The following is a 26321-nucleotide window of genomic DNA, read 5'->3' as shown; positions in this document are numbered from 1 at the left end:
CTTTGCTATTTCAGCTAACATCGACTGGAATTCACATTCAGCATATTTCGGATTTTATGACGGCCTGCGATCATAGAAATTTGTCTCACAAAACGAACGATCATGGAAACACAGGCAGCCCTTAATTACAGCCGAATCGCAGAAGCGATTGCGTACATCAAGGATAACTTCAGAGCACAACCCAATTTAGACGACGTTGCCGAGAAGGTTCATCTAAGTCCGGCCCATTTTCAACGGCTATTTACCGAATGGGCAGGAACAAGTCCCAAGAAATTTCTGCAATATGTCAGCGTAGAACACGCGAAAAAAATCTTAGGAGAAACCCGGACTACGCTGATTGATGCCACCTTTGAAACAGGACTTTCCAGCACCAGCCGTCTGCATGATTTGTTCATCAACATTGAAGGGATGACACCCGCTGAATATAAAAATGGCGGTAAAAATCTGCGGATTAATTTCAGTTATGCCGAAAGTCCCTTTGGCTCTTTACTCGTGGCCTCCACCGCCAAAGGCGTTTGTTACCTGGCTTTCGAAGAGAACGAAGAAGTCGCCTCTGCTAAACTTAAAGCGAAGTTTCCCAATGCTGTATTTCAGCAGAAATTAGACGTCATGCAGCAAAATGCTCTATTCATTTTTCAACATGACTGGAGCAAACTCAACCAAATTAAACTACATCTGAAAGGCACCGATTTTCAGTTAAAGATCTGGGAGAGTTTATTAAAAATTCCCATGGGCAAGCTATCCACTTACGGCACTATTGCCGAGCAAGTGGGCAGTCCAAACGCTTCAAGAGCCGTTGGAACAGCCATCGGAAGTAATCCTGTGGCGTTTTTAATTCCCTGCCATCGAGTGATCCAGTCCTCGGGAGCTTTGGGCGGGTATATGTGGGGTACCACCCGCAAAACAGCCATCATTGGTTGGGAAGGAGCCCAAATGTATTCATCCAAAGAATTGGAATTATGAGCACTATCGTCCAGAAAATAGAGGCATTAGACTGGCCAACCCTTACCGAAGCTATGCATCAAAAGGGGTATGCTACCCTCTCCAATTTGCTTACGAACGAACAATGTGAAGCATTAAAAGCCAGTTATGATACCTCAGCTTTGTATCGAAAAACGGTGACAATGGCTCGCTATCGTTTTGGATTGGGAGAGTATAAATACTTCAACTACCCCCTTCCTGATCTTATTCAAACCATCAGAGAGACCCTTTATCCATACCTTGCTCCTATTGCAAACGCCTGGTTTAAAGTGCTGAATATTGACACGGTGTTCCCCTTAACCCACGCTGAATTAGTACAACAGTGCCATCAGAATGGGCAGACAAAAGCAACGGTTTTGATTTTAAAATACGGTACAGGTGGCTTTAATACCTTGCACCAGGATTTATACGGAGACGTTTATTTCCCTATCCAACTCGTGTTGTTTTTGAATGAACCTAACAAGGATTATTTCGGAGGGGAGTTTGTCTTAGCCCAGCAAATACCTAGGGCACAGTCCAAAGCCATTGTAGTAAGTCCCCAAAAAGGAGATGGCCTGATATTCACTACCAACTTTAAACCCGAAAAGGGAACCAAAGGCTATTATCGGATCTTTATGAAACACGGAGTAAGTGAAGTAAAAGCAGGCGAACGCCACACGTTAGGAATCATTTTTCATGACGCCATAAGTTAAATCATGATACGGCATTCTGACCTATCTCCGACTACGCTAAGGCATATAATCAGACGTAGAGAAGTAGTTTTAGGCGGGAATATGAAGCTAAAGATTTACGGAAGTCTTGGTTGCTCTTCAGGCAAAAGAATGAGAAAAGAAAACCGGGTATTTTTTCATTCCGAGGCAGAAGCCCTACAGCATCACTACCGCCCCTGCGGGCATTGCCTGAGAGAAAAATACAAAGCCTGGAAATTAGATCATAAGAGATAGCTACCCATTTTCGTACATGCGTTACCAAGATTCCGTATGATGAATTTATTTGATTACGAACCAGACAGGCAGAAAAACTGGCTTCCTTACGACGGAACGGTAAATTATTACGACAAACTCTTAAGCCAATCAGAGGCTGATTTTTTCCTAAACAAGCTATTGGAAACGATTCAGTGGGAAAACGACAGGGCTGTTCTATTCGGTAAGGAAATCATTACGAAACGGAAGGTAGCGTGGTATGGGACAGAACCCTACCAGTATACGTATTCCAATACGACCAAACATGCCTTACCCTGGACACCGGAATTGCTGGTATTAAAAACGCTAGTCGAAAAAGAAACGGGTGAAACTTTTAATTCCTGTTTACTTAATCTTTACCATACTGGCGAAGAAGGAATGAGCTGGCATAGCGATGCCGAAGCAGATTTGAAAAAAGACGGAGCTATTGGTTCATTAAGCTTTGGAGCTGAAAGAAAGTTTGCGTTTAAACACAAGCAGAGCAAAGAAAAAGTAGAGCTTTTGTTAGAGCATGGAAGTCTGTTGGTTATGAAAGACGCTACGCAAACCTTCTGGCTACACAGACTCCCTCCCAGTAAAAAAATAGCTACGCCAAGGGTTAATCTAACGTTTAGAACAATTGATGAATAAGCTCATTGCGAAAGTAGAATACCATTGAACAGGTAGCTTTTAGTTTGATAATCCGAAAGAGCCTGAGGAATAGCGTTTATTTTTAATCCACTGAACCCAAGAAAATATAATGCGTACGTCACTGGTATTACTTCTATGTTATGGTTTGTCCTACATGATATTCTCTGACTTATTTGGTTACCATGACATAGGTAACTTTCCTTCGAAAGCAGCGGCTCAAAAGGAAGCTTTGCATCATTTATCCAATCGTTTTTACCTGATCTTTGGTAACGATTATAAGATCATTTATAGGTTTGAAGAAAAAGGTTCTTTAAAGCCAGAGGCGATGCATTACAATGGAAGTACTCACTTCTTTGGTTTGGAAAACGATATTCATAGCGGTCCTTCCATCGCCTGGAAGAATATCAATCATAGTCAAATAAAACACTTGCTATTTCAAGCTAGCCGTGGTGTCACTATTGATCAAACCCTAGGCCCCGGTACTTATTAGGGTGTTCCTCGATTACATTGATACTTCTGGTGCGAGATTCTATCTTATTCCTACAAAAACGGCAGGTTCCCACCTGCCGTTGGTATTTATTACTACCCCCCAAACTGTTTCGGGTGATGCGGGGGATTCCATGTCTACCAAGCTTAACACCTGCGACCATTTGCTTTTTCCTATTCCTGAGAGCATCTAACACAATGGCCCGGCGTAGTCCCAGGATTGCAAGTTCGAAAGAGCATGAGTGGGATTAATTTACGATTAAACCCGTTGCTTCCAGCTTTCATCTTATTGCCTAGCTTTTATCTTGCTCCCGTTTCAATAGGCTGATTACTCTAATATCAGCATGTAAGTCCTTAGTGATTTCTTAGGAGTCCCTATAGGTTTACCTCAAGGGTTCTATAAGATAATACGCTAGTAATAGATGAATAACACTCTGAATGCTCATTGTCTTCAACCTTTGTATTCAGGATATTAATACCTATACCATCATGATCATGCGACGTCTTTACTCACCGTTAGCTGGCTTTTTTCTACTTGCCATTCTTCTTACCGGATGTATGGCTTCCCGACAAACTAAATCAGCCCTTGCTAAAGTGGCTACTGACAATTGCATTATTGATTCCAGTGGTACTTCGGGATACGTTTTTCATCCTACTGATTTACAGGCGGGATCAAGCGATGACTCCTTACTTAGACATCGCTATGGCGACCGTGGCTTGCGAATGGCTCAGGCCGTAGGACTTACCCCATTACTCGTACGTGCCACGCAGCTAGAGCAGCAGCAAAATCCTAGCGAGCCTGCCTCTAATGAGTATCTGACCATACGGCAAAAAATGACCGACCAGCTTCAACTGGCCAGCTTTGATATTGCGACGGCAGTTGCACTCGTTGACTGCGACAGTAAAAGAGCTGCCTTGACGGCTACCTTACTTACCCGGCAGGAAAACAGTCGGGAAAAACGTATGACGATTAGTGCCATTACCACTGGGGCATTAACGGCTCTGATGGTTGGTTTTCTCAAATTGGGTGACCATGAGGATGCAGGCGAATGGGTAGGTATTGGTGGAGGACTAGCCGAAGCTAGTTTGGGTATTACCTCTTTACTACAAAAACCACCTAAGACTGATTATCGCCACTTAAATAATCCATTGCGGGATATATGGGTACATCCGGTTACGTCGACCGTTTTTCCTCCCTTGGTTTGGTATTACCTCAACAAACCCAAGTCTGCCAATAGTCCTTCTTTGATTGAGGGTTTACGAAGCCGTTGGGAAATTCTGGTTTCGCTTGATGCCGATGCCAAGCAAAACCGTAAGCACAAAGGTCATGAAGTCGATTACTTTGGCACGGGAGACCTCTATACTACGGAAGACTTAACGGTCCGCTCGACGATGCTGGGGCAGCTAGCTACTGAACTTCAGTTGATGAACAATGACCTGACTATTTTGCTCAACGAAATTGTTAGGTCACCCCAAAAGCGGTAATACGGTTAATGGTTGGTTGGCTAATCTTTCACAAACGGCCATTGGTATACAGCACAAAAAATACTTCAGGCATTCCTTTACTTTCAAACTTCAGCCTTATTCCTTCTGGTAAGCCCGGCGGTATTCCACCGGAGTTAATCCCGTAATGCGTTTAAAATGGCGGTTGAAATGCGAGAAGTTCGCGTAACCGCTTTCGTAACAAACCTGAGCAATGGGTAAATCCCCGGAAATCAGAACTTTGCAGGCCTGACCAATACGTACCTCCGACAGAAACTGTGTATACGTTTTTCGAACCCGACTTTTGAAATACCGACAGAACGAATGCGGATTGAGAGCTACCTCCTCCGCAATTTCTTCCAGCGTAATTTTTTGGGCGAAATGAGTAAACGTGTAATGGTAAATCTTCGCCAGACGCTCTGTATCGTTACCATCTACGGGTACGGTATAGCCCACACTAGCCAGTGGCGTTAGCTCTTTCGACAGAGCCAGTATTCGCAGAATGTCCATTAACCCCAGTAATCGGTATAAATCATCCTGCCCCGTAAATTCCAGCATCCGTTGCTGAATCTGTTCTTTGGTAACACCCGTTACTTTTAAACCATACTGAGCCTTTTGAAATAAGTCCCGCAGGGGTTTGGTTTCGGGTAACTGTGTGAATTCTTTCCCCGCAAAATCTTCCGCAAAATGAATTGACAAGGAACTACAAAGCTCGGCATTATCGGGATGAAAATAGGCTTCGTCGGATCGCCAGAGGTGGGGCACATTAGACCCCAGCAGGATTAACTCGCCACTTTCAAAAGCCTCCACGTGATCCCCGACAAGCCGCGTACCGGTGCCCTTCTGAACCCAGGTAATTTCAAATTCAGGGTGGTAATGCCAGCGGTTATAGAAGTAGGGTTCTACTACCTGTCGCAGTCCAAATGATGAACTTCCTTCAAAATTAAACCGATGATAAAGGGGCTTCATGATGCGTAGTTTTCAAACCTTACCTGACAATTACGAAAATTATGCAAATATAGTATCAATTAAAGACAAGCTCTGGTAAGTTTTGTATGCAGGGATTGCCCAATTTTGTTAGGTTAAACGAGCTTTCTAACCTGATTCAGTACCGTGTCCACTTGTTCTGACCAAATTTTATGGAATGCCTTACTGGACGGCGACGCCGATGCCTGGGGTATTTTATACAGTCGACATTACCGACCCCTGCGTTCCTGGGCCCTTAGACGTTTTACGGATGCAGATATGATTGAAGATGCCATTCAGGATTTATTTCTCTGGATCTGGCAGCATCGGCAAAATCTGAATCGAAATGCTCCCTTAACCCCTTACCTGAAATTCTCGCTTCGGAATCAGATTCTGAAACTTTTGCCCGCCCACCATATTTCCCTGAATCAGGAAATGGAAGGGATCGACTTACCCGTGGAAGATTGTCCGGAAAGTCGTATGATCGAAAAGGAAGTAGATTTTTCCTGGCAAAGCTTCGCTACTCAATCCCTAAACACCTTACCCCGCCGCAAACGGCAGGTGATGGAATTACGGTATAGGGACGGGCGATCCATCGAGGAAATTTCGGAACATACCGGGCTTCAATACCAGTCGGTAGTAAATGCCGTTCAGCTTTCGGTTACGCATCTGCGAAATCAGGCGATTCTGGCGGGCTATAATTATCAGGTATTTCGACGAAAATCCCGTTAATCCGCAAACAAACTTCCGGGCTAAAGACTTTATTCATAAAAATCTGACCATGAGTCTTTATCTAATGTCTCTGGTTTACGTTGTGGCCGGGATTCTGCATTTTATCCGTCCGGAAACGTACGTTCGCATCATGCCACCCTACATTCCGGCTCCCCTGACGATGGTTTATCTCAGTGGAATTGCTGAAATAATCCTGGGCTTTGCCGTATTGATTCCCTCCGTCAGAGCCTGGGCGGCCTGGGGCATTATTCTGCTGCTGATTGCTGTTTTTCCCGCAAACTGGTACATGGCCATTTCCGATAAGTTTTCCCACATTCCCTCCTGGATTTTATGGGCACGACTCCCGCTTCAGCTCGTGCTGATTTACTGGGCCTATACCTTCACTAAAAAATAAACGCAGACAGGTCTGGCCCATCTGCGTTCATGAAGATTCGGGAGTTACCTATTGCCAGTTACTCGCTTGATCTAATTTTTCAATCGCTTCTGTACTCAACGAGATACTTACGGCTTCTTTAAACGAATTCAACTGATTATCACTGGTAGCACTGGCAATCGGAGCCGCCACGGATGGACGAGCGATAAGCCAGGCCAGCGAAATGGCCGCCGGACTTACGTTGTATTCCTTCGCCAGTTCATCCAGCACGCTTAATATAGTTAACCCCTGTTCGTTCAGGTATTTCTTTACCCCCTGCCCCCGCTGACTTTTATTTAAATCGGCTTCGGAGCGATATTTTCCGGTGAGAAAACCACTCGCCAAAGCGTAATAGTTAATCGTGCTGAGCTGATGTTCCAGAACAATCGGCTCGTAGGCTTTTTCGTATTCTTCCCGCTCCAGCAGATTATAATGCGGCTGTAGGGTTTCGTAACGCGGGTAACCGTATTTCTTACTCGCTTCCAGCGAAGCTTTCAGCCGTTCAGGACTCATATTAGACGTACCAATGATCCGTACTTTTCCCTCACGTACCAACTGATCGTAAGCTTCCAGTGTTTCCTCCACAGGCGTTGCTTCGTTGTCATAATGGGTCTGATATAAATCAATATAATCGGTTTGCAAACGACGAAGTGAATCTTCTACCCCTTTCAGGATATACGCTTTACTGACATCCGGCTGGCCTTTACCGTTATCGGCTCCAATCTTAGTGGCAATAACCAGCTTGTCGCGATTGCCCCTAGCCTGCTGCCATTTTCCAATAATCGTTTCCGATTCTCCGCCAATATTACCCGGTACCCAGCGGGAATACACGTCTGCCGTGTCAATGCAATTAAATCCAGCGGCTACAAAAGCATCCAGCAATTGAAAAGATTTCACTTCGTCAATTGTCCAGCCAAACACGTTACCCCCAAAAATCAGGGGTGCAATTTCCACCGCCGATTTCCCTAATTGTCTCTTTTGCATAGGTTTTCAAGTTTACAAAATAGAATACACTGAAAAATCAATTCCAGCCCGGAATGAACCAAGCCTATTTAGAAACGATGAAAAAGGAAATTTCCGTTCATTATAAATGTGGTAGAGACGCGACTTTATCGTGTCTGGCTCTCCTCACCATGGCTGGTATCGCACCAGTCATTTGTACGCAAACCGTGGTTGGTGAGACACCAACCACGGCGTAAGACTTGTAAGACTACTAGTAAAACCCGCCTCTACCCAGACGCGATGAAGTCGCGTCTCTACCTTGTAAAAAACAAAGGTTCGGCCCATTGCGGAGTCGAACCTTTTGAACCTTACTATCTACTATTAAACCGTAATTTTTCGTTTTCTCGACAGAATATTCCATTCGTCAACGACCTGCCCATCTTCCACCACAGTGGCGGTTTCGTGTAGAGCAACGGTTGGGCAAACGTGGTAAGGAATGGCATATAATACGTCGCCTACCTGAAGTGATTCCCAACTGGATACTTTTAAAACCCCATGCTCTTCGCTTTGTCCGGTTAATTCATAATCCACCAGATTAAGGAATTTTACCCGACGGTCCACCGGATTCTCAGCAGCTACGGCTTTGTGTCCTAAATCAATGGTAATGATGCCTTCGGTTGGCTTAGAGACGACCCGCGTAAGGAGCACGGCAGCCCATTCAAACGGCTGCTCTTCCAATAAATCGTCATACCCCCAATCCCAAAGCAAACAAGTCCCCGGGCTCAGGTAGTTACCTTCCCGCAAAGCATGAACTGTAAACGAAGGTGTACCTCCGGTAATAACCATCCAGTCTTCCCGAATTTCAACCGCTGTAATTACCCGTTCATACGCTTCATTGACTTCTACTTTACGTTCTTCAAAGTCTGGATTACGGAGGTGTCCGTCGTAGATGTGGAGTCCTTTCAGCTCCAGGTTTGCCAACGATTCAATGTGTTCCACCAACGCAGGTAAGTCCTCTACTTCAGCTCCCGTACGGTTCATTCCATTATTAACATCAATGAAAAGCGATGCCTTTTGATGTTCAAAAAACGTATGAATCGTATCCGCTGCGGCGATGTTATCTACCAACGCAGAAAACTGCGTTTCGGGATATTTCTGCATTAACTCGTAAAAACGAGCGATGTTGGGACCCACCAGCGGATAGGCCAGTAACACCCAGGGAGCACCTGCCAAAGCTGCCATTTCGGCTTCGGCCAGGGTGGATACTTTGAATTTAGAAATCCCTACTTCCAGTTGCATTTTCAGCACCTCAACCGTTTTGTGGGTTTTGGTATGAGGTACTAGTCGCTCGGAACTTCCCGCGATGGCCACCATAATGGCAATGTTTCTACGAATCCGGTCGCGATAAAACACGATTCCGGGTGACGCTACAGCGTCGGGATTTTGCAGGGAAAACCAATCTTCCATGAATGATATGGGAATAATAAAACGGCCGCCAAAGCGGTTTGGAGTTAATTAACCCCGCCTCTTATTTTGATGAATGACTAACTAAGCAGTTGATCGTTTTTAGCGTCCGCCGCTTCGGTTGTTAGTTAATAGACTATTAATCAATATTTTACAACTACAAAAAGATACTATTAAATAATTACAAGAGCTTATTAAGCAACCACTTAAATAAAGGCGTCCAGAATTAATACGCCGAAAAGACCAATAATGGATACCAGGGTCTCCATGACCGTCCAGGTTTTAAGCGTTTCTTTAATACTAAGATTAAAATACTCTTTATATAACCAGAAACCGCCGTCATTGAAATGCGAACACATCAAACTTCCCGCTCCGATGGATAATACCATTAACTCTGGCGAAACATCGGGACGAGCCACTAATATCGGAGCAACTAAACCCACAGCGGTTAGTCCGGCGACGGTCGCTGAACCCACGCAGATACGAATCAGTCCGGCAATGAGCCAGCCCAATACCAGCGGGGAAATGGGCAACATTCGCAATTGCTCTCCAAGGTAGGTACTAATTCCGGCGGCCTGCATGATTTCCTTCAAAGCCGAAGCTCCGGCAACGACCAGAAGAATAACCGAACAGCCTTTAAAAGCCTCTTCCAACTGACCCGTTACCTGCTTCATGCTTTTGCCGCGAGCGATACCCAGGGCATACATGGCAACCAATACCGAAAGAAACATGCCAAAATAAGGCTCGCTGATGAGCTGAATGGCTGGATTGGGTGGTAAATAAGGCCGAAAGATCGTAGTTAAGGCCAGCAGAATGACGGGTAATAAGGCCGTAAACAAACTAATGCCCAAACCGGGTAACTCTTCGGCTGACATCTTTTTTACAGAAAGCAAATCGGGATCCAGTACCGGATTATATTTTTTTAAGGTTCGTCCGAAAATAGGGCCAGCAATGGCAATGGCTGGAATAGCGATTGCTATTCCGTATAATAACACCTTTCCTAAATCAGCATTAAACCGACCCGCAATGGCCGCTGGTGAAGGGTGCGGTGGCAAATACCCGTGAGCCACTGACAGGGCGGATAACATGGGAATTCCAACGGTTAGAATGGGAACCCGAGCCGAAACCGAAACGGCCACGATTAGAGGGAAAACGATGACGAAACCGGCATTATAGAAGAGCGGAATACCAATGACAAAACCCGCCAGAGCCATGCCCCAGGGTAGGTTTTTCTTTCCGAAAATCTGAACAATGGCATCCGTAATTCGCTGAGCAGCCCCGCTTTCAGCCACCAGTTTTCCCAGCATGGCTCCGAAGCCAACGATTAACACCAGATCACCCAACGTGTCGCCAATGCCTTTTTTAATGGCCTGGCCCACAGCGGCCACTTCCATTCCACTCGCCAGACCGAGGCCGATACAAATGATGAGAAAGGACAGGAAGGTGTCCAGCCGAACATAGGCGATAAAAAAAATGAGTAACGCAATGGCCAGAAAGGTCAGGATAAGAGGCATTTGATCAATAGCTAGAGGTTTAAGTCTTTCAAAGAAAAGAATTTTTTAATCGAAATTTCTCTTGAATGCTTTAGATTGAAAGCAGGTTTTGTTAGTTAATCTAATGTTTGGAGTTTAGAGTTGGGAGTTTAGGGTTAAAGCTTGGCTATCCAAACCCTTTACTTTTGTGAAAAAGATCGATTCATTCTGTTCACGCATAACTCTAAACCCAAAACTCAAAACATATTTCCATGATCGAGTCACTGCCTCAGCGAGAGAGGGCTTTTTTGCCTGCTGCTTATGAATTAACCGACTGGACGAGCGTTCAGCCTTATTTTGATGAACTGAAAGATCGCATCGTCCTGAATGCCGACGAATTACGAACCTGGTTTCAGGATCGTTCGGAACTGGAAAGTTACCTTTCCGAAAATTTCGCCTGGCGATACATCCGTATGACGACTGATACGAGTAATGAAGCGTACGTCTCGGCCTTCCATGAGTTTAACGAAAATATTCAACCGCACTGGGCCGAAATTTCCAATGTTTTGGATCAGAAAGCCCTTGCGAGTCCTTACGTAGATGACCTGAAAGACGAAGGATATTTCATTACCCTTCGGGCCATGCGTCGGCAAATTGAGATTTTCCGAACGGAAAACGTGCCCCTTTTCACCCAGATTCAGCAATTACAAAGTCAGTACGGAAATATTGCCGGAGCCATGACGGTTACCCTGAATGGGGAAGAAATGACGCTTCAGAAGGCCGGCGATTTTCTGATGCAACCTGATCGGGCCGTACGAGAAGAAGCCTGGAAAACCATTTGGGAACGTCGTTATCAGGATCACGAAGCCCTGGACGACTTACTCAATCAGCTTCGTGACCTTCGGCATCAGGTAGCTCAGAATGCAGGCTTTGCCAACTTCCGGGATTACATGTTTGCCGCGATGGGTCGCTTTGATTATACCGTGGAAGATTGCTTCAACTTTCACGATGCCATTGCTCAGACGGTAGTTCCGGTGTTGAACGAACTTTCAGCGGAACGCAAACAAGCTTTACAAACGGCTGACTTGCGTCCCTGGGACAAGCTGGTCGATCCAACCGGGCAGGCTCCACTCAAACCCTTCGCGGGCGGGGAAGATTTATTAACCAAGACCATTGAAGTTTTTGACCGACTTGATCCTGAATTGGGCAGTTACCTGCGGGTGATGCGAACGATGGGCCGCTTTGATCTGGAATCCCGCAAGGGTAAGGCTCCGGGCGGGTATAACTATCCGCTGGAAGAATCAGGGGTGCCGTTTATTTTCATGAATGCCACTTCTAACCTGCGGGATATGGTGACAATTCTGCACGAAGGGGGCCATGCCGTTCATAGCATTGTTACCCGGGACTTAGCCCTGAATAGCTTCCGTAATGTGCCCAGCGAAGTAGCCGAGCTGGCTTCCATGAGCATGGAGTTAATTACGATGGATCACTGGGATATCTTTTTCCCGAATCCTGAAGACTTACGTCGGGCGAAGCTGGAGCATCTGGAAGATATCATTGAGACCCTACCCTGGGTAGCTACCGTTGATGCCTTTCAGCACTGGCTCTACGAAAATCCTACCCATTCCATAGACGAACGCAATGAGGCCTGGTTACAAATCTTTGGTCGATTCAGCGATACCATTACCGACTGGAGCGGACTGGAGCGTTTCAAAGCGTATCAGTGGCAACGGCAATTGCACATTTACGAAGTGCCTTTTTATTACATTGAATACGGCATTGCTCAGTTAGGAGCCATCGGCGTTTGGAAGAACTATAAGGAAGATCCGAAAAAAGGGTTGGAAGGTTACCTGAATGCTCTAAAACTGGGGTATACCCGCCCGATGGGAGAGATTTACGCAGCGGCAAATATTCCTTTTGATTTCTCGAAAGAACACATCGCCAGTTTGATGAATTTTGTGAGAACGGAGATTGAAAAGCTGAAATAGTTTTCGGGATCTGTTTACGGTTTTCCGTTATATAGAAGCTACTGTACTTCGATACGGTAGCTTCTATAACCCAAGAGGGGTTAAATATGAATAGCCCCAAGCTAAAATTTATGCCGGAATGGATATATAATGGGTATCGCATTTTTCCCCGGATTATCATCCGGGGCTATCCATATTGAACCCCTCCGGGGTTATACCTCCCATTTCAAACAAATCCCTTACCTTTATGGATTTTCCCTTTTAAACCCTAAACCCTAAACCCTAAACCCTAAACCCTAAACCCTAAACCCTAAACCCTAAACCCTAAACCCTAAACCCTAAACCCTAAACCCTAAACCCTAAACCCTAAACCCTAAACCCTAAACCTGCTTGGCCTTCTTCCGTTCTCTTTACCTTTCCCGACTGTTCTTTACGGTATTAATCAGTATCGTTTTTCTGTTTTTGCTGGCATTTATGATGCCCTGGCTCTTCAGTATCATACAAGTCGCCTTACTGGTGTTTGGAGTGCTGATTGTAATGGATATTTTACTGTTATACCTGCCTGGACAAACCCTGATGGCCCGGCGGGACGTAGGTGAACGCTTTTCCAACGGTGATGCCAATCCGGTTTCTATCTTCCTCGAAAACCACTATAATTTTTCAGTTAAGCTGGAGATTATTGATGAAATTCCTTTTCAGTTTCAGAAGCGTGACGTGCTCTTCAGAACCGAGCTAGCTACCGAAAGTCAGCAGATTATTCGGTATGAGTTACGACCCGTAGAACGTGGCGTTTATGCCTTCGGAGCCGTTAATATCTATGTTCAAAGCCCCATTCGATTGGTGAAGCGTCGGCATCGTTTTTCGCAGGATCAGCAGGTAGCGGTTTATCCTTCTTTTCTGCAAATGAAGCAGTACGAATTCATGGCTATTTCGAGTCGATTAACCGAATTGGGTATTAAGAAAATCCGTCGGGTTGGGATGAGTCAGGAATTTGAGCAGATTCGCCCCTACGTGCCCGGCGATGAAGTGCGGACGGTCAACTGGCGAGCAACAGCCCGACGTAACGAGCTGATGGTTAATGCTTTTCAGGAAGAAAAATCTCAGGCGATTTACTGCCTGATTGATAAAGGCCGCGTCATGCAAAGCCCTTTCAACGGACTAAGCCTATTGGATTATGCCATTAATTCTACGCTGGTCATGAGTAATATTGCCCTAATCAAACAGGACAAAGTGGGCGTATTTACCTTTTCCGATAAAAAAGGACAAATCCTTCCCGCCGAACGCAAGCCTGGCCAGTTGCAGCGAATTATGGAGTTACTGTATCGGCAGAAAACCCGTTTTCTGGAAACGGATTATGAACTGTTATACGTAAACCTGAAAACGCAAATCCGGCAGCGGAGTTTGCTGTTGCTATTCACGAATTTCGAAACGGTAAACGCCATGCGGCGGGTACTTCCTTACCTGCGTCGCCTAGCCAAGGATCATCTCGTTGTCGTTATTTTCTTTGAAAACACGGAGTTAAGCTCCTTACTTACAAAGCCCGCTCAAACTACCGAAGAAATTTACCTGAAAACCATTGCTGAGAAGTTTTTCTACGAGAAGCAGCAAATCATGCGTGAACTTCAGCAATACGGCATTCAGTCGGTATTAACCCCACCCGAAAAATTAACGGTAAATACGATTAATAAATACCTGGAAGTAAAAGCTCGGGGAATGATCTAAGCGTTTGAAGTTATGGATTTAGAGTTTTTATACTCTTTCACCTCTGTAGTTTACCAATTACTTCCGTAGCTCTTCATCAAGGTTCAGCACTTGCTCGATGACGGATGTTTTTTCGTCGTTCCAGATGATGTAGTCCGCTATTCGCTGGCGTTCTTCTTCGGAGGCCTGACGGGCTATAATATCCCGAATGGCTTGTTCTGTGCGATTATCCCGCTGCTTTACCCGCCGAATCCGTAACTCCAGCGGAGCTTCCACGACGATCACTTTTTGAAAGTTATTGCCTTCTCCCGCCGCTTTCATAATCGCCGCTTCGTATAACAGATAAGGAGCCGAGGCATGGCTCTGAGCCCATTCTTCGCCATCTTTTCGAACACGTGGATGCACCCGTTCATTCACCTGTTGTAACAACTCCGGCTTATCAAAAATCTGGCTTGCTACCCATGTCCGGTTGTATTCGCCCGAAGGTAAATAGGCTTCTGGACCCAGCAATTCCAGTAACTGATTTTTCAGAACAGGATCGTTCTTAATTAGCTGTTTGGCCCGGTCATCCGCTTCGTAAATGGGAATACCTAAACAGGCAAAAATCTTAGCAATCAGGCTTTTGCCCGAGCCAATTCCACCCGTAATGCCAATCACTTTAAGACTCATTTCCTGGATTATAAAAAAACGCGAACCGTACCTTATCCGTACTGATTCGCGTTTGACATTATTATTTTTTTACTGGTAAAGGACTCAGTAATTCAGCAATTTCAAAACTAATATTTACCTGTTTGGACGAAGCATTTACATGGGGATTATTGACCAGCGGAATTGGAATTTGTTCATCAAAATCACCCGTAATTTTTTTAGGTAATGGAATCTGAATGATGCTGGGTATTTCCCTCATGGCTGACTCCGGCCCTTCGACCGTAATCGTTTGTGGAATGACGTTAATAACCGTTGATACAACAAATCGACTCGGGAATTTCACACCACTGGTGTCCGCCATCAGTTTAACCGTCTTCACTACTCTTCTTTCAAAACTAATATTCAGCGAGTCGGCAATGATGTAATTCACGTGCGTCTCCTGTAAGCGATTTGAAAGTAAATCCGTTAACGAAGTCGTATTAATAAATTTCGTATGTAACGGATTAACGACGGAGTAACGAATGGGCTCATTTCCGAGGGAAATCATACGCCATAGTAAATCCCAGCCACTGCCGGTAATACTGGCCTGAATTTGACGCGGAAGCGGAGAAGTAGGAACATACAATGAATCATCGTAAGCTACTTGTAATGGATACGCTAATCGGGTTGAATAGCCCTGTTTATTCAAAGCATTCATCAGCCAGAAAAGCAGAGCCCCTAACATGCAGAGACCCGCAACTTTCCAGTCAGGTTTCATCATTTCAATGATCAGTGATCAATTATCAGTGAACAATTCATTTCGTCGGAAACAGATAAAAACCTATTCCTTACCCGAAATGCATCAACTGATCTTTGGAATTATTGAGCCAGACGCTGGCTGCTTTCGCGAGAAATAGCCGTTTTTTCGAAAACCAGACGCATGCCACGTCCTACGTCAAGTGTAACGGTTTTATCGGTCGTTTCAACGATTTTACCGTGTAAACCACCAATCGTGATTACCTGGTCGCCTTCTTTCAGTTCGTCAACAAATTTCTGTTGATCTTTCGCCTTCTTCTGTTGAGGACGAATCATGAAGAAGTACATAACTACGAAAATACCGCCCATCAGAACGAGGCTGTACCAGTTAGTTCCGCCAGCGGGTGCCTGCAATAACATATCTTTACTTAAGTTAGGATTAATGGTTCGTTTCGAGAAAAGCGTTATTTGGCTTCCAGCACTTCTACCTTAAAAGCCACCGTAGTTGTTTCTGGCTTGGTATTCGCCATCACCGTAACCGTCTTGGTATTCGCTCCTACTTTATTTTTACTGTTGAATTTGACCAGCAAACTGGCCGTATCTCCCGGAGCAATCGCCGCCGTAGGAATAATGGGAACCGTACAGCCACAGGAAGCGGAAGCCGACTGAATGACCAGCGGAGCATTCCCCGTGTTTTTAAAAGCAAACCGATGCAGAAGGGTATCTCCCTCGGTTACTTTCCCCAGATCTACTTCGGGCTGATTGAATTTCAGAATTGGGAATTTCGTGGGGTCATCTGAGGTAGAACCTTCTTTCTTGCCATCTCCGCAAGAGCTAAGTCCCAGAAGGCCCATCAAAGCCAGTCCTAGTACTAATGTGCTTTTCATTCCTCGTGTGAAGTCCTGCATATGAGCTTTAAGCAAACCTTGAAGCTCATATCAAGCCCAATTATGATCTTAGTTTCCTTTGATTTGGCCCATCAGCATTTCGACATCTGCCAACAAGCGTTCCGCTTTTTCGCGAGCTTCGTCTACTACTTTTTTACCTTCCGTTTTTGCCAGACTTTCGGGTAAATCGCCCTGAACAACCAGATCTGAAATCAGACGCTGTAACTGCTCACGGTATTTCGAAAGACGGTATGCTAAACGGTCACGTGTATTTTCACCTGAATCGGGTGCGTATAAAATTCCTATAGAGGCCCCAACCGCGGTTCCGGCTAAAAAGCCAATTAAAGCAAGGGTTGATTTTTTCATAACATTCGCTGTAAAATTCGGATGCCTTTAAAAGTAAATCCACTCCGTTTTTGTTTTTAAAACTAGAAAACAGAAACAAAATCAGACATCCTGGACATTCAAACTGGCTTTTACTTACTGATAATCAGTACTAGGTTTCTAAATTTAGCCCTAAGGCCCCTGAAAACTAGAAATAGATTGATCAAAATCCAATTATCGATTGTCAATCAGCCCCCGACCGCTCTTACGAATCGTACCGTTTTCACGCAGTTTTGCTGATAGTGTATCCAGTACACCGTTCAAAAACTGGCCGCTTCGGGGAGTGGAATAATCTTTGGCTACCTCAATAAATTCGTTGATCGTCACTTTCACCGGAATACCTGAGAAGTAAATCATTTCAGCCAGAGCCATCATCAGCAGGATACGGTCCGTCAGGGCAATCCGTTCAGAATCCCAGTTCGTAACCTGATCTACAATAAACTGCATGAAACGCTCTTCGTTATCTAAGGTATGACGAAGTAAATCTTTGAAGAAGGTAATATCGTCCTCACCGCCGGGCAGTAAAGTCTGCAAACGGAGGTCGCCATCCTGGTAGGATTTAACCGTTTTCGTACTTAAGCTCCGCAGGATGTCTTTATCTTCTGACCATTGCAGGTTTTGCTCGTCGAAGATTGTTTTAATCATTTCATTCTTGAAAATCACCTGCTTCAGTAAGTGCATCACCAGCTCCGCATCCTCTTCGGGTGTGTGCTGATTTTTTTCGCAATACTTCTGGAAGGTTTCGTCCTGACGTACGTCTTTGAAGAAAGGACGAATGTATTGAACCCGATCTTCTTCCGTCCACTTCAGGTTTCGGCGAATTACTTCGTTTTCGAAAGTAGTGTTCTGGCGAAGGGCCTGAATGAATTGATTATTGGCTAATACTTTCGTGTTCAGACCATCGTCAAGGTAACGACGCTCCTGGAACAACTGAGCTTCATCGGCCAACTCCAGCAATAAGAGCAATATGGTCAGATACTGATCATAGATGTGCTCGATGGAATTCGTAGCATCACGTACAAACCGTAAGCGATCCTGCTGCGTTTTCTGGCGGTAAAAATTCAGGGCTTCCGTAGCCACCTGACGGGCCATTAAGGGAAGCTCCTCTTCCGTTTCTTTCTTATTGACCGACTCTTCCAGTTGCATCAGGGCTAACTTCCGAAGGCCTTCAAAGCGTTCGGGGTCCTGGCGTTCCATGGAGTTAAGGTCGGGTTGCAGGGTTTCAACGATGAAATCCTGGGCTAGTTGGTAGTTGGAACGTTCGGCCTGATGGATCGCATAAAGCGTTTGCATGGCCTTGATTCGCAACGTCCTCCGATTCAGCATATTCGGTAAAAGCGATTAGTCAAAGAACTTATTTTGGGTTCGCAAAGGTACGAAATGAAGGGCAGAGTTTTGAGTTTTCAGTAGACTGTTTTCAGTTTTCAATGCGTAGAGCCACCGATTTATCGCGTCTTCTTTTGCCGTGGTTAGAGCTATTTCACAATCCTAATTTTTCTTAGCTAACTTTCTGATACAGATTCATTTCGCCAAAAATCCTTTCTGAAAAAGGAAATTTGGCAAAGCACAAAAAAGACGTTACCAGAGCAACGTCTTCATGCTAACTCAAAACAATCAGGGACATGGGTACATCAACCTAAAACTTTATACTCCCAACGCGAAACACTGGAAAAATAAAAGCGATGAATCGACAGCACTACAAACGAATAACCATAAACTAACTACGAAGAGAATTAATAGCCATTCCACCAATGATCCGTGGGATAGTTACTACCAATGTGCACCAACTCCCCAATACGGGGTGTAGTGATGGGTTGCTGAAGCTCCTGAGCTTTTTTCGTTACCCGCTCAATGGGTTCTTTCCAAGGGTGCAGGGCCAGCGTAAACTTGCCCCAGTGAACGGGCATTAATACTTCGGTTTTTAAATCTTTCGCCGCCTGAGCCGTTTCTTCGGGCATCATATGAATGAGGTGCCACATGGCATTATACTGTCCGCACTCCAGTAGGGCCAGATTGAAAGGGCCATATTTCTCACCGATTTCTTTAAAGTGAGGGCCATATCCCGAGTCACCTCCCAAAAAGATCTTCTGCGTTGGTGTTTTCAACACGTAAGAATTCCAGAGTGTTTGCCCGCGTTTCAGTGCCCGACCGGAGAAGTGTCTGCCCGGAGTAGCTGTTAACTCCAGATCATCCGAAATTTTTCCGGATTCGTACCAGTCGTATTCGGTAATAGCCTCGGGTTTTACGCCCCAGCGTTCCAGGTGCGAACCTACGCCCAGGGCCACATGAAAATGTTTGGTTCGGGAAGCCAGTTTCAGAATGGTATCGTAATCCAGGTGATCGTAATGATCGTGGGAAATGATAATGGCATCCAGCTCCGGAAAATCATCTGCTGCATACATTTCGGTGCAGGGGTAAGCCTTTGACCCAACAAACTGAAAAGGCGAAGTCCGTCCACTAAAGACGGGATCGACCAATAGATTTTTTCCATTGATACGAAGGAAATAGGACGAGTGACCAAACCAGACCAATACGGGTTCTGCCCCGGTTAAAGTTTTTAAATTGGTTTTTACGGATGGCAAAGGTCGTTCCGGCTCTCGACCTTCCGATGGTTTCAGGTATGCCTGAAGAAGTTTGAACCAGGAAGATTCCGGGTTCATCATCGGCGTTTCGAGCGGATAGGCAAAGGTGCCGTTTTTGTATTGCGGAGAGTGTTGAATTCGCTCCAGTCGGGCACCCGAAGCCGTTCCACCAAAGGTGGGTAACTGTAACACCAATACCGTTACCAGACCTAAAATCACAAGAATACTCAGCAGAATAATCATGCCTTTTTTTACTTTTTTCATGGGGGATAAGCGAAAGTCCAATACTTTCAAAATCAGGTAATTCTCAATTCGCTAAAGTAGTTCCCGCTGACAAACGATGAGCCGCCGCCATGCGTTGAGCAATAACGCTAACGACGATCAGTTGCAGGGCATGATAGAGCATTAACGGTAATAATATAATACCCAGAGCAGCACTATTTGTGAAGAGTACTTTTGACATGACTGTCCCATGAACCAGTGATTTTTTAGATCCGCAAAAAACAGCCGTAATCCGATCTTCCCGGTTGAAACCGAGCAAATTACATACGCCCGTAATAATGAAGTAACCAGTAAAGAACATGGCTAACATTCCAGCTCCGAGCATCAGTAGATCGCCCCAGCTTAGGTTACTGAACAGGTGCTGATCGAACGATTCACTAAAAGCCGTATAGACAATAATTAAAATAATTGTCTGGTCAAAATAACGAAGAAACTTCTTCTTGCTTTCGGCCCAGGCTCCGCCGTATTTATTCAGCAAAATCCCCAAAACAACGGGTAATAACACCTGCAAGACCAGTTTTCCCATAATGTCGCTCAGGTGACTTTCGCCGCCTTCTGCCGAAGAATTCACTACCTGCATCCAGATGGGCGTAATGAATACGCCCATAATACTGGAAATACTCGCATTGAAAATGGCCGCCGGAATGTTTCCCTCTGCAATGGAAACCATCACAACCGAAGACGAAACCGTAGAAGGCAAGGTTGATAGGAAAAATACACCCATCCACACCATTTGATTATCGGCGTTTTCGAATAAGGTTTTGGCGATTAATACCAGCACAGGGAAAAGAACGAACGTACTCACATGAACGACGATGTGTAACCGCCAGTTGGTCAGCCCCGCCTTGAGTTTCTCCTTACTCAGACGCAGGCCGTAAAAAAAGAAAATCAACGAAACGCCGTAATTAGCCAGTGTAGACAATGAAAAGGGTCCTTCGCCCAGTCCGCCTTCGGGCCAGAGATACGCCAGGCCAATCATGCCCAGTAAAGCCAGAATGAAGCCATCGAGGCCAATCTTACTGAGGATTTTCAATGGATTAAATGAACGGGAGGATGACGATAGAGTAGACATAATAAAGCAGTTAGTGGGATACTTTTCGCATCGGTATTTTTAAATAAGATCGTACCGATCCATTAGACCTTTCATAATCAGACGCCAATTACGTGGGTAGGTAACAATTTCTTGGCCATAAATCTGAAAAATTAAAAGCAGGATGCTGAAACGCATCCTGCTTTTAAGTCATTTTCTACTAAGAATTATACCTGCTGAAACCTTCACCGATGAAGAATCGGCGAGGCGAGCCAAGCCCCTTCTCTCTGGAGACAGCTTGAGGTATAAACTAACTCTCCCATCTGTCATCTCGAACGAAGTGAGAGACCTTCTGAAGGCATGGGACGGATTCAAGGAGAGACTGATTAATTCCCAACGAGAAAGTGTTATCCAATACTACTATAAGGTTCTTATGTTTTGAATGAAAGTGGAGGATTGTGGGGAGTACCTCATCGTTTTATTAGACCGCTGGTCATCCTCACAGTCGCTCGGCCAGAGCCGAGTGACTGCAAGAAAATGCAAGGGACAAATCCATAGACTTCAGCCCAACCGATGCCAGCTTTTTCGCTGGCATCATTCGTCTAACATCCAAATTGTTGATACCCAACCCTGCAGTCTCAGCTCTAGCCAAATAACGCTGTAGTTGTGCAGGCCTCTGCCCGATGTGTACAAGCCTGTTTTGAAGGGGATAAAGATGTCTTATTACTACCTAGGGGTTCGCATTCTACCGGCCAGAGGCCTGCTAATTGGTCACTCGGCCAGAGCCGAGGGACGGCGGGAATAGCAAGAGCCTTCACTGGATGAAAGGCTTGAGGATAATGGCAGGCAGGAACCTGCCATTAGTGTAGGAACGAGAATGGCGTTAGTCCAAGACAGTGTCTTGGACTAACGCCATTCAACCTCAATTTTATTTAAAATGTCCTTTCAGACCGTCGCTTACATCTCCGTTAATAAACCCCGACGACGCAACAGCGGTTTGATGTCAGGTTCGGCTCCACGGAAGTTTTTGTAGAGCTTCATGGGTTCGTCAGTACCCCCACGTTCGAGAACATTTTTACGGAACGATTCCGCCGATTTTTTATCGAATAATCCTTTTTGTTTGAACACTTCAAAGGCATCCGCATCCAGCACCGCCGACCAGATATAGCTGTAATAACCAGCCGAATACCCCCCAGAGAAGGAGTGCTGAAAATACGTACTACGGTAACGGGGAGGAATCTGCTCGATCAGGCCGATTTTATTCATGGTCTCTTTCTCAAACGTCAAAACATCACTAGGCGTCTGACCGGGAGCCAGCGTGTGGTACGCCATATCCAGAATTGAAGCTGCCAGGTATTCGGACGTCAGGAAGCCCTGATTGAACAATCCACTTTTTTTCAATTTTTCTACCAGAGCTTCTGGAATGACTTCACCCGTTTGGTAATGTTTTGCGTAGAGTTTTAGCATTTCGGGTTCCGTCGCCCAGTTTTCCATGATTTGAGAAGGTAACTCCACAAAGTCACGGGGAACCGATGTTCCAGACAAACTACCGTAATTCACATTCGAAAGTAAGCCGTGCAACGCATGCCCAAACTCGTGGAAGAACGTGGTCGTTTCGTCCATACTCAGTAAAGCCGGTGCATTACCTACGGGCTTCGAAAAGTTACAAACAATGGAAACGACAGGAGCGATAAACTTACCGTTTTTCACTTCTTGCTTGCGGTAACTCGTCATCCAGGCACCGCCACGTTTGCTGGCCCGTGGGAAAAAGTCCATGTAAATAATGCCCACGTGTTTGCCGTTGGCTTCTTTTACTTCATACGCCATCGCTTCGGGATGATACACCGGAATCTCGGGGCGAGCCTCAAATTTCAGTCCGTACAAGCGTTCTGAAAGCGTAAAAATGCCCTGCTTCACATTTTCCAGTGAGAAGTAAGGCCGCAGTTCTTCTTCGTCGAGGTTATACTTTTCCTTGCGGAGTTTCTCGGCGTAATACCGCCAGTCCCAGCCCGCGAGTTTTTCGTTTTTACCTTCTTTGTCCATCATAGCCTGCAAATCAGTGGCTTCTTTCTTCGTTACCGGAACCGTAGCCGACCATAACTGACTCAGCAGCTCATTTACCTTCGCGGGCGTTTTCGCCATGCTTTCTTCCAGCACATAAGCCGCGTGGTTTTCGTAACCCAGTAGCTTTGCCCGTTCTGCCCGCAGAGCTACGATTTTCTTGATGTTCTCTTTGTTATCGCGAGCATCATCATGATTGGCCCGTTCGATATAAGCCTTGAAGATTTTCTCACGAAGTTCCCGGTTATCAGCGTATTGCAGGAAAGGCATCACGCTAGGATTTTGCAGTGTAAAGACCCATTTACCCGCCAGCATACGCTTTTTAGCTTCCTCAGCTGCGGAGGCAACTAGTGAGGCTGGTAATCCGCTTAAATCAGATTCTTTGTCGATGACCAGTGCAAAAGCGTTGTTTTCGCCCAATAGATTCTGACCGTATTTGAGCGTTAAAAGCGATTGTTCCTGATTAATCTCCCGCAAACGAGCCTGTTTTTCGGGAGATAAAGCAGCTCCGCTTCTGACGAAATTCTTGTACGTTTTTTCAAGTAAAGTCAGTTGTTCAGTGGTCAGTTTCAGAGACTGACGTTTGTCGTAAATGGCTTTGACGCGTTTGAATAAGTCGGCATTGAGCTGAATATCATCGTGGTGTTTCGATAATTTGGGAGCCAGTTTCTGAGCAATTTTCTGGATTTCATCACTCGTATTAGCCGAGTTCAGGTTATAGAAAACGGTACTAACCCGATCCAGAATATCGCCGCTGTTATCCAGAACGACAATCGTATTTTCAAACGTTGGCATATCCCGGCGACGCAGCATATTCTGAATCTGGCCGGTCTGCTGACGCATACCTTCTTCAAAAGCAGGTTCAAAATGCTCCGTCCGAATTTTGTCAAACGGTGGTACTCCAAACGGAGTCGTATAGGTAGCTAAAAAGGGATTGTCTGTGGCGGGACGAGGCTGCCCAAAAGCCAGCGATGCAGTGACCATTAGCGGTAACAGGAGTTTCATTCGTAAGCTTTGTTGATGCTGAAAAAAGAAGCAAGGTACACTTGAAAGTTGGCTCTGGCAAAAAAAGACCCCGGGGGTAGTCCCGGGGTCTAATGGGTTACTTTAATCCTTTTTCAATGCTGGTCATCAGCGTGCGGGCGGGCAAATCGTGGTTATACTCCCAGAACATAATTCCCGCCATGCCCTGATCTTTGATGTATTTTGTTTTGTACTTGAGCGACTCTTCATCAGCATACGACAGGAAGGATTTCTCTTTTTTATTCCAGAGGTAAGGCACCTTGGCGGCATCGTCCCAGTACCTTTTCCAGCCGTTTTTATTGATGTATTTATCCATCAGCTCGGTGTAACTGATGAAGGAATGCTTGGTATTTTCCGTCTTCTGAAATAAGCCCTGATTAGCCGGATTCACGTTCGTCCAGCCGCGACCATAAAACGGAACGCCCAGCACAATTTTGTTGATTGGAACCCCCGCTTGCACGTGCCCTTTCACGGCATCATCCGAACTGTTCCGCGAACGATCGCTCGATTTAGATTGATACAAAGGACTGTGATGGCCCGTTACCACGTCATTACCGTGATACAAATCATACGTCATGATATTTACGTAATCGAGATATTTGGCGGCATTACCCAGTTCAGTGTGATTGACAAAAGCCGTGTCGCCACCCGTGGCTGAAGTCAACAGGTAATGATTTGCGTTTAGTCGCTTATCCTTTTTACCCTGCTCATCCAGTTGCTCGCGTAGGGTTTTCAGTAATAAGGTATAATTCTGCTTGTCTTCGGGTCGGAAAATGTTACCTGCTCCAATCTGATCAGGGTATTCCCAGTCAATATCCACGCCATCCAGGTGATGCGTATTTAATAGGTCCAGACAACTCTTGGCGAATTTCTGGCGAGCTACTTCATTCAGGGATACATCTGAAAAGTATTTACAACCACCCCAACCACCAATCGAAATCAGGATTTTCAGGTCTTTATTTATCTTCTTCAATCCCGTTAGCGTGGCGAGGGTTTTGATGGATTGCTTGTCTAAAGGAGCCAACACTCCCTGCTCGTTAGGAACGGCAAAAGCGAAGTTAATATGGGTCATTCGCTTGGCATCGGCTTCGAGGCCTTCTTTCGTCCAGCCGCCTCCGGTTACATAACCAATGACTACATATTTTCTACTTTGAGCGAAAGTAGTCAGGCTCAGGCATGCGATCAGCATGCTGACTATTAGTTTTTTAGGCATAGTTGTTAAGTATGAAATGTCAATCAAAAACTAAAAATACAAATCCCTGACGACTGGAAGTCCGAGTTATTAATTTTTTTTATAAATCATTGTCTAACACCATTTTTAGTAGAAACGCGACTTCATCGCATCTGGAGCAGAGGCGACTTTTTGATTTGTTGACGAGTATACGTTTGATTCAGAGACGAGTTTGGTTACCATTCAACTGAATATCATCCTCTGACTAGACGCGATGAAGTCGCGTTTGACAAACAAAAAGCGGCTGGTGAGGACACCAGCCGCCGTATACCTATTCCTTTAACGGATTATTTCTTCCGAAAAATGCTCAGGATTTTATCGATAACAAAACCCAGGATTACCCCACCAACAGCACACACCAGAGCTTTGGCAATCCAGGCCAAAGCAGCTCCGGGAATGGCATGTTCGAAATGTTCCAGAGCATGGTGCAGGAACGGAACACCGTGTACGATGATCTCAGCCCCTACCCAAAGCATGGCTACAGTACCGATGTAACCCAGAGCCGTTAATAACTTAGGCATGGCTTTCACCAGTCCACGACCAAATTTCTGAATGGAAGCCGGACGATTCGGGCCGGCCAGGTTAACCCCCACGTCATCCATTTTCACGATCACCCCTACCGCACCGTACACCCCTACGGTGATCACCACCGCCACGATTAACATGACAATGATCTGGTTAAACAGCGGCTGACCTGTCACCGTACCAAAGGTAATCACCATAATTTCAGCCGACAGAATCAGGTCCGTGCGAACGGCACTGTCTACACGGACTTTCTCCAGTTCTTCTGGAGTTATAGCTTTAATATCCTCATCCGACTCGTCGTGACCTTCGTGTTTGCTGAACATCGAGTGTACTTTTTCGTACCCTTCGAAACACAGGTACGCTCCCCCCACCATCAAAATGTAAGGAATAACCCAGGAAACGTAGAAGCCCAGTAGTAACACGACGGGCGTCAACAGGAAAACTTTATTAATCAGCGATTTCTTGGCAATCTTGAAGATGATCGCAAGCTCACGCGAAGGGTCTAGACCAACCACGTACTTAGGAGTTACAGCGGTATCGTCGATCACTACGCCCGAAACTTTACTGGTAGTTTTGGCAACCTGAGTAGGAACGTCGTCCAAACTTGCCGCACTGGCTTTCACCAGAGCTGCCACGTCATCTAAAAGAGCTAAAAGGCCCGAAGCCATTGTTTGTTGTTTGTTTTGGTAAAATATATTGTGTTGAAAATGATTGTTCCATCTGTATGAGTGAGAAC

25 protein-coding genes are annotated in these 26321 nt (G+C 45.5%); 10 read left to right on the top strand and 15 right to left on the bottom strand.

The genetic code is table 11. The features are described from left to right. Positions 1–102 precede the first annotated feature (102 nt). The 6 genes from QE357_RS04475 (at position 103) to QE357_RS04450 (ending at position 4544) form a co-directional block, all read left to right on the top strand. On the top strand, positions 103–963 hold the full coding sequence (locus tag QE357_RS04475; RefSeq protein ID WP_309706153.1) for a methylated-DNA--[protein]-cysteine S-methyltransferase: 861 nt from the start codon (positions 103–105) through the stop codon (positions 961–963). Beyond that, positions 960–1673 carry a 2OG-Fe(II) oxygenase gene (locus tag QE357_RS04470; RefSeq protein WP_309706151.1) on the top strand — a complete coding sequence of 238 codons (714 nt, stop codon included), beginning with the start codon at positions 960–962 and terminating at the stop codon, positions 1671–1673. The genes QE357_RS04475 and QE357_RS04470 overlap by 4 nt, the downstream gene beginning before the upstream one ends. 3 nt (positions 1674–1676) lie before the next feature. Beyond that, positions 1677–1925, top strand: coding sequence for an Ada metal-binding domain-containing protein (locus QE357_RS04465; RefSeq protein WP_309706148.1), 249 nt, complete (start codon positions 1677–1679; stop codon positions 1923–1925). A gap of 36 nt (positions 1926–1961) precedes the next feature. Then, a complete protein-coding gene (locus tag QE357_RS04460; protein WP_309706146.1) occupies positions 1962–2573 on the top strand; it encodes an alpha-ketoglutarate-dependent dioxygenase AlkB in 612 nt (203 codons plus the stop codon). A gap of 109 nt (positions 2574–2682) precedes the next feature. Beyond that, complete coding sequence (locus tag QE357_RS04455; RefSeq protein WP_309706144.1) at positions 2683–3063, top strand: hypothetical protein; 381 nt, start codon at positions 2683–2685, stop codon at positions 3061–3063. A 491-nt stretch (positions 3064–3554) separates the two neighbouring features. Further along, positions 3555–4544 (top strand): hypothetical protein, encoded by a 990-nt coding sequence (locus QE357_RS04450; RefSeq protein WP_232793851.1) that lies wholly within the window; start codon positions 3555–3557, stop codon positions 4542–4544. Between the two features lie 96 nt (positions 4545–4640). Here QE357_RS04450 and QE357_RS04445 read toward each other — a convergent pair whose 3' ends face one another. After that, the gene (locus QE357_RS04445) at positions 4641–5510 is read right to left on the bottom strand and encodes an AraC family transcriptional regulator (RefSeq protein ID WP_309706141.1); all 870 of its coding nucleotides are present in this window, start codon (positions 5508–5510) and stop codon (positions 4641–4643) included. 144 nt (positions 5511–5654) lie between these two features. Here QE357_RS04445 and QE357_RS04440 point away from each other — a divergent pair, with 144 nt between their 5' ends. Then, positions 5655–6239: a sigma-70 family RNA polymerase sigma factor gene (locus QE357_RS04440; RefSeq protein ID WP_309706139.1), complete on the top strand. Its 585-nt coding sequence runs from the start codon at positions 5655–5657 to the stop codon at positions 6237–6239. 49 nt (positions 6240–6288) lie between these two features. Beyond that, positions 6289–6633 (top strand): DoxX family protein, encoded by a 345-nt coding sequence (locus QE357_RS04435; protein WP_307142156.1) that lies wholly within the window; start codon positions 6289–6291, stop codon positions 6631–6633. A 48-nt stretch (positions 6634–6681) separates the two neighbouring features. Here the strand turns inward: QE357_RS04435 and QE357_RS04430 are convergent, their stop codons facing one another. From QE357_RS04430 to QE357_RS04420, 3 genes are all read right to left on the bottom strand, one after another. After that, complete coding sequence (locus tag QE357_RS04430; RefSeq protein ID WP_309706136.1) at positions 6682–7635, bottom strand: aldo/keto reductase; 954 nt, start codon at positions 7633–7635, stop codon at positions 6682–6684. Positions 7636–7974: 339 nt separating this feature from the next. Continuing rightward, positions 7975–9060 (bottom strand): D-TA family PLP-dependent enzyme, encoded by a 1086-nt coding sequence (locus QE357_RS04425; protein WP_309706134.1) that lies wholly within the window; start codon positions 9058–9060, stop codon positions 7975–7977. Positions 9061–9263: 203 nt separating this feature from the next. Continuing rightward, the gene (locus QE357_RS04420) at positions 9264–10571 is read right to left on the bottom strand and encodes a gluconate:H+ symporter (protein ID WP_106638372.1); all 1308 of its coding nucleotides are present in this window, start codon (positions 10569–10571) and stop codon (positions 9264–9266) included. Positions 10572–10801: 230 nt separating this feature from the next. Between QE357_RS04420 and QE357_RS04415 the strand changes: the two genes are divergently transcribed. Together QE357_RS04415 and QE357_RS04410 are read left to right on the top strand one after the other, a co-directional pair. Further along, positions 10802–12517: a M3 family oligoendopeptidase gene (locus QE357_RS04415; protein ID WP_309706132.1), complete on the top strand. Its 1716-nt coding sequence runs from the start codon at positions 10802–10804 to the stop codon at positions 12515–12517. A 369-nt stretch (positions 12518–12886) separates the two neighbouring features. Continuing rightward, complete coding sequence (locus QE357_RS04410; protein WP_309706130.1) at positions 12887–14218, top strand: DUF58 domain-containing protein; 1332 nt, start codon at positions 12887–12889, stop codon at positions 14216–14218. A 57-nt stretch (positions 14219–14275) separates the two neighbouring features. Here the strand turns inward: QE357_RS04410 and coaE are convergent, their stop codons facing one another. From coaE to QE357_RS04355, 11 genes are all read right to left on the bottom strand, one after another. Then, positions 14276–14866, bottom strand: a complete 591-nt coding sequence (gene coaE, locus QE357_RS04405; RefSeq protein ID WP_309706128.1) for a dephospho-CoA kinase — start codon at positions 14864–14866, stop codon at positions 14276–14278. 61 nt (positions 14867–14927) lie between these two features. Continuing rightward, a complete protein-coding gene (locus QE357_RS04400) occupies positions 14928–15605 on the bottom strand; it encodes a hypothetical protein (protein WP_157830190.1) in 678 nt (225 codons plus the stop codon). A gap of 98 nt (positions 15606–15703) precedes the next feature. Further along, complete coding sequence (gene yajC, locus QE357_RS04395) at positions 15704–16000, bottom strand: preprotein translocase subunit YajC (protein ID WP_106635161.1); 297 nt, start codon at positions 15998–16000, stop codon at positions 15704–15706. Between the two features lie 44 nt (positions 16001–16044). Further along, positions 16045–16467 carry a DUF1573 domain-containing protein gene (locus tag QE357_RS04390; RefSeq protein ID WP_307142149.1) on the bottom strand — a complete coding sequence of 141 codons (423 nt, stop codon included), beginning with the start codon at positions 16465–16467 and terminating at the stop codon, positions 16045–16047. A 69-nt stretch (positions 16468–16536) separates the two neighbouring features. Next, positions 16537–16833 (bottom strand): YtxH domain-containing protein, encoded by a 297-nt coding sequence (locus QE357_RS04385; RefSeq protein ID WP_106635159.1) that lies wholly within the window; start codon positions 16831–16833, stop codon positions 16537–16539. Between the two features lie 192 nt (positions 16834–17025). Beyond that, positions 17026–18177 carry a transcription antitermination factor NusB gene (nusB, locus tag QE357_RS04380; RefSeq protein ID WP_307142148.1) on the bottom strand — a complete coding sequence of 384 codons (1152 nt, stop codon included), beginning with the start codon at positions 18175–18177 and terminating at the stop codon, positions 17026–17028. A gap of 407 nt (positions 18178–18584) precedes the next feature. Beyond that, positions 18585–19697: an MBL fold metallo-hydrolase gene (locus tag QE357_RS04375; protein WP_309706124.1), complete on the bottom strand. Its 1113-nt coding sequence runs from the start codon at positions 19695–19697 to the stop codon at positions 18585–18587. Positions 19698–19740: 43 nt separating this feature from the next. Continuing rightward, entirely contained in the window at positions 19741–20787 is a 1047-nt protein-coding gene (locus QE357_RS04370; protein WP_309706122.1) for a bile acid:sodium symporter family protein, read from the bottom strand. 915 nt (positions 20788–21702) lie between these two features. After that, positions 21703–23811, bottom strand: a complete 2109-nt coding sequence (locus tag QE357_RS04365; protein WP_309706120.1) for a M3 family metallopeptidase — start codon at positions 23809–23811, stop codon at positions 21703–21705. Positions 23812–23908: 97 nt separating this feature from the next. Beyond that, the gene (locus QE357_RS04360) at positions 23909–25018 is read right to left on the bottom strand and encodes a glycoside hydrolase family 18 protein (RefSeq protein ID WP_309706118.1); all 1110 of its coding nucleotides are present in this window, start codon (positions 25016–25018) and stop codon (positions 23909–23911) included. Between the two features lie 329 nt (positions 25019–25347). Further along, complete coding sequence (locus QE357_RS04355) at positions 25348–26253, bottom strand: DUF808 domain-containing protein (protein WP_106635151.1); 906 nt, start codon at positions 26251–26253, stop codon at positions 25348–25350. Positions 26254–26321 lie beyond the last annotated feature (68 nt).

Origin of the sequence: Siphonobacter sp. SORGH_AS_0500, assembly GCF_031453245.1 — a bacterium.
Taxonomy (GTDB): Bacteria; Bacteroidota; Bacteroidia; order Cytophagales; family Spirosomataceae; genus Siphonobacter.
This window is presented reverse-complemented; position numbering and strand designations above follow the sequence as displayed.

What these genes read in the sequence shown, in the direction of transcription:
- QE357_RS04370 (WP_309706122.1), bottom strand. Translation starts at nt 20,787, where the DNA reads ATGTCTACTCTATCGTCATCCTCCCGTTCATTTAATCCATTGAAAATC.
- QE357_RS04455 (WP_309706144.1), top strand. Translation starts at nt 2,683, where the DNA reads ATGCGTACGTCACTGGTATTACTTCTATGTTATGGTTTGTCCTACATG.
- nusB (WP_307142148.1), bottom strand. Translation starts at nt 18,177, where the DNA reads ATGCTGAATCGGAGGACGTTGCGAATCAAGGCCATGCAAACGCTTTAT.
- QE357_RS04430 (WP_309706136.1), bottom strand. Translation starts at nt 7,635, where the DNA reads ATGCAAAAGAGACAATTAGGGAAATCGGCGGTGGAAATTGCACCCCTG.
- yajC (WP_106635161.1), bottom strand. Translation starts at nt 16,000, where the DNA reads ATGTTATTGCAGGCACCCGCTGGCGGAACTAACTGGTACAGCCTCGTT.
- coaE (WP_309706128.1), bottom strand. Translation starts at nt 14,866, where the DNA reads ATGAGTCTTAAAGTGATTGGCATTACGGGTGGAATTGGCTCGGGCAAA.
- QE357_RS04355 (WP_106635151.1), bottom strand. Translation starts at nt 26,253, where the DNA reads ATGGCTTCGGGCCTTTTAGCTCTTTTAGATGACGTGGCAGCTCTGGTG.
- QE357_RS04375 (WP_309706124.1), bottom strand. Translation starts at nt 19,697, where the DNA reads ATGAAAAAAGTAAAAAAAGGCATGATTATTCTGCTGAGTATTCTTGTG.
- QE357_RS04360 (WP_309706118.1), bottom strand. Translation starts at nt 25,018, where the DNA reads ATGCTGATCGCATGCCTGAGCCTGACTACTTTCGCTCAAAGTAGAAAA.
- QE357_RS04420 (WP_106638372.1), bottom strand. Translation starts at nt 10,571, where the DNA reads ATGCCTCTTATCCTGACCTTTCTGGCCATTGCGTTACTCATTTTTTTT.
- QE357_RS04390 (WP_307142149.1), bottom strand. Translation starts at nt 16,467, where the DNA reads ATGAAAAGCACATTAGTACTAGGACTGGCTTTGATGGGCCTTCTGGGA.
- QE357_RS04460 (WP_309706146.1), top strand. Translation starts at nt 1,962, where the DNA reads ATGATGAATTTATTTGATTACGAACCAGACAGGCAGAAAAACTGGCTT.
- QE357_RS04450 (WP_232793851.1), top strand. Translation starts at nt 3,555, where the DNA reads ATGCGACGTCTTTACTCACCGTTAGCTGGCTTTTTTCTACTTGCCATT.
- QE357_RS04435 (WP_307142156.1), top strand. Translation starts at nt 6,289, where the DNA reads ATGAGTCTTTATCTAATGTCTCTGGTTTACGTTGTGGCCGGGATTCTG.
- QE357_RS04465 (WP_309706148.1), top strand. Translation starts at nt 1,677, where the DNA reads ATGATACGGCATTCTGACCTATCTCCGACTACGCTAAGGCATATAATC.
- QE357_RS04445 (WP_309706141.1), bottom strand. Translation starts at nt 5,510, where the DNA reads ATGAAGCCCCTTTATCATCGGTTTAATTTTGAAGGAAGTTCATCATTT.
- QE357_RS04365 (WP_309706120.1), bottom strand. Translation starts at nt 23,811, where the DNA reads ATGAAACTCCTGTTACCGCTAATGGTCACTGCATCGCTGGCTTTTGGG.
- QE357_RS04475 (WP_309706153.1), top strand. Translation starts at nt 103, where the DNA reads ATGGAAACACAGGCAGCCCTTAATTACAGCCGAATCGCAGAAGCGATT.
- QE357_RS04400 (WP_157830190.1), bottom strand. Translation starts at nt 15,605, where the DNA reads ATGATGAAACCTGACTGGAAAGTTGCGGGTCTCTGCATGTTAGGGGCT.
- QE357_RS04470 (WP_309706151.1), top strand. Translation starts at nt 960, where the DNA reads ATGAGCACTATCGTCCAGAAAATAGAGGCATTAGACTGGCCAACCCTT.
- QE357_RS04425 (WP_309706134.1), bottom strand. Translation starts at nt 9,060, where the DNA reads ATGGAAGATTGGTTTTCCCTGCAAAATCCCGACGCTGTAGCGTCACCC.
- QE357_RS04415 (WP_309706132.1), top strand. Translation starts at nt 10,802, where the DNA reads ATGATCGAGTCACTGCCTCAGCGAGAGAGGGCTTTTTTGCCTGCTGCT.
- QE357_RS04385 (WP_106635159.1), bottom strand. Translation starts at nt 16,833, where the DNA reads ATGAAAAAATCAACCCTTGCTTTAATTGGCTTTTTAGCCGGAACCGCG.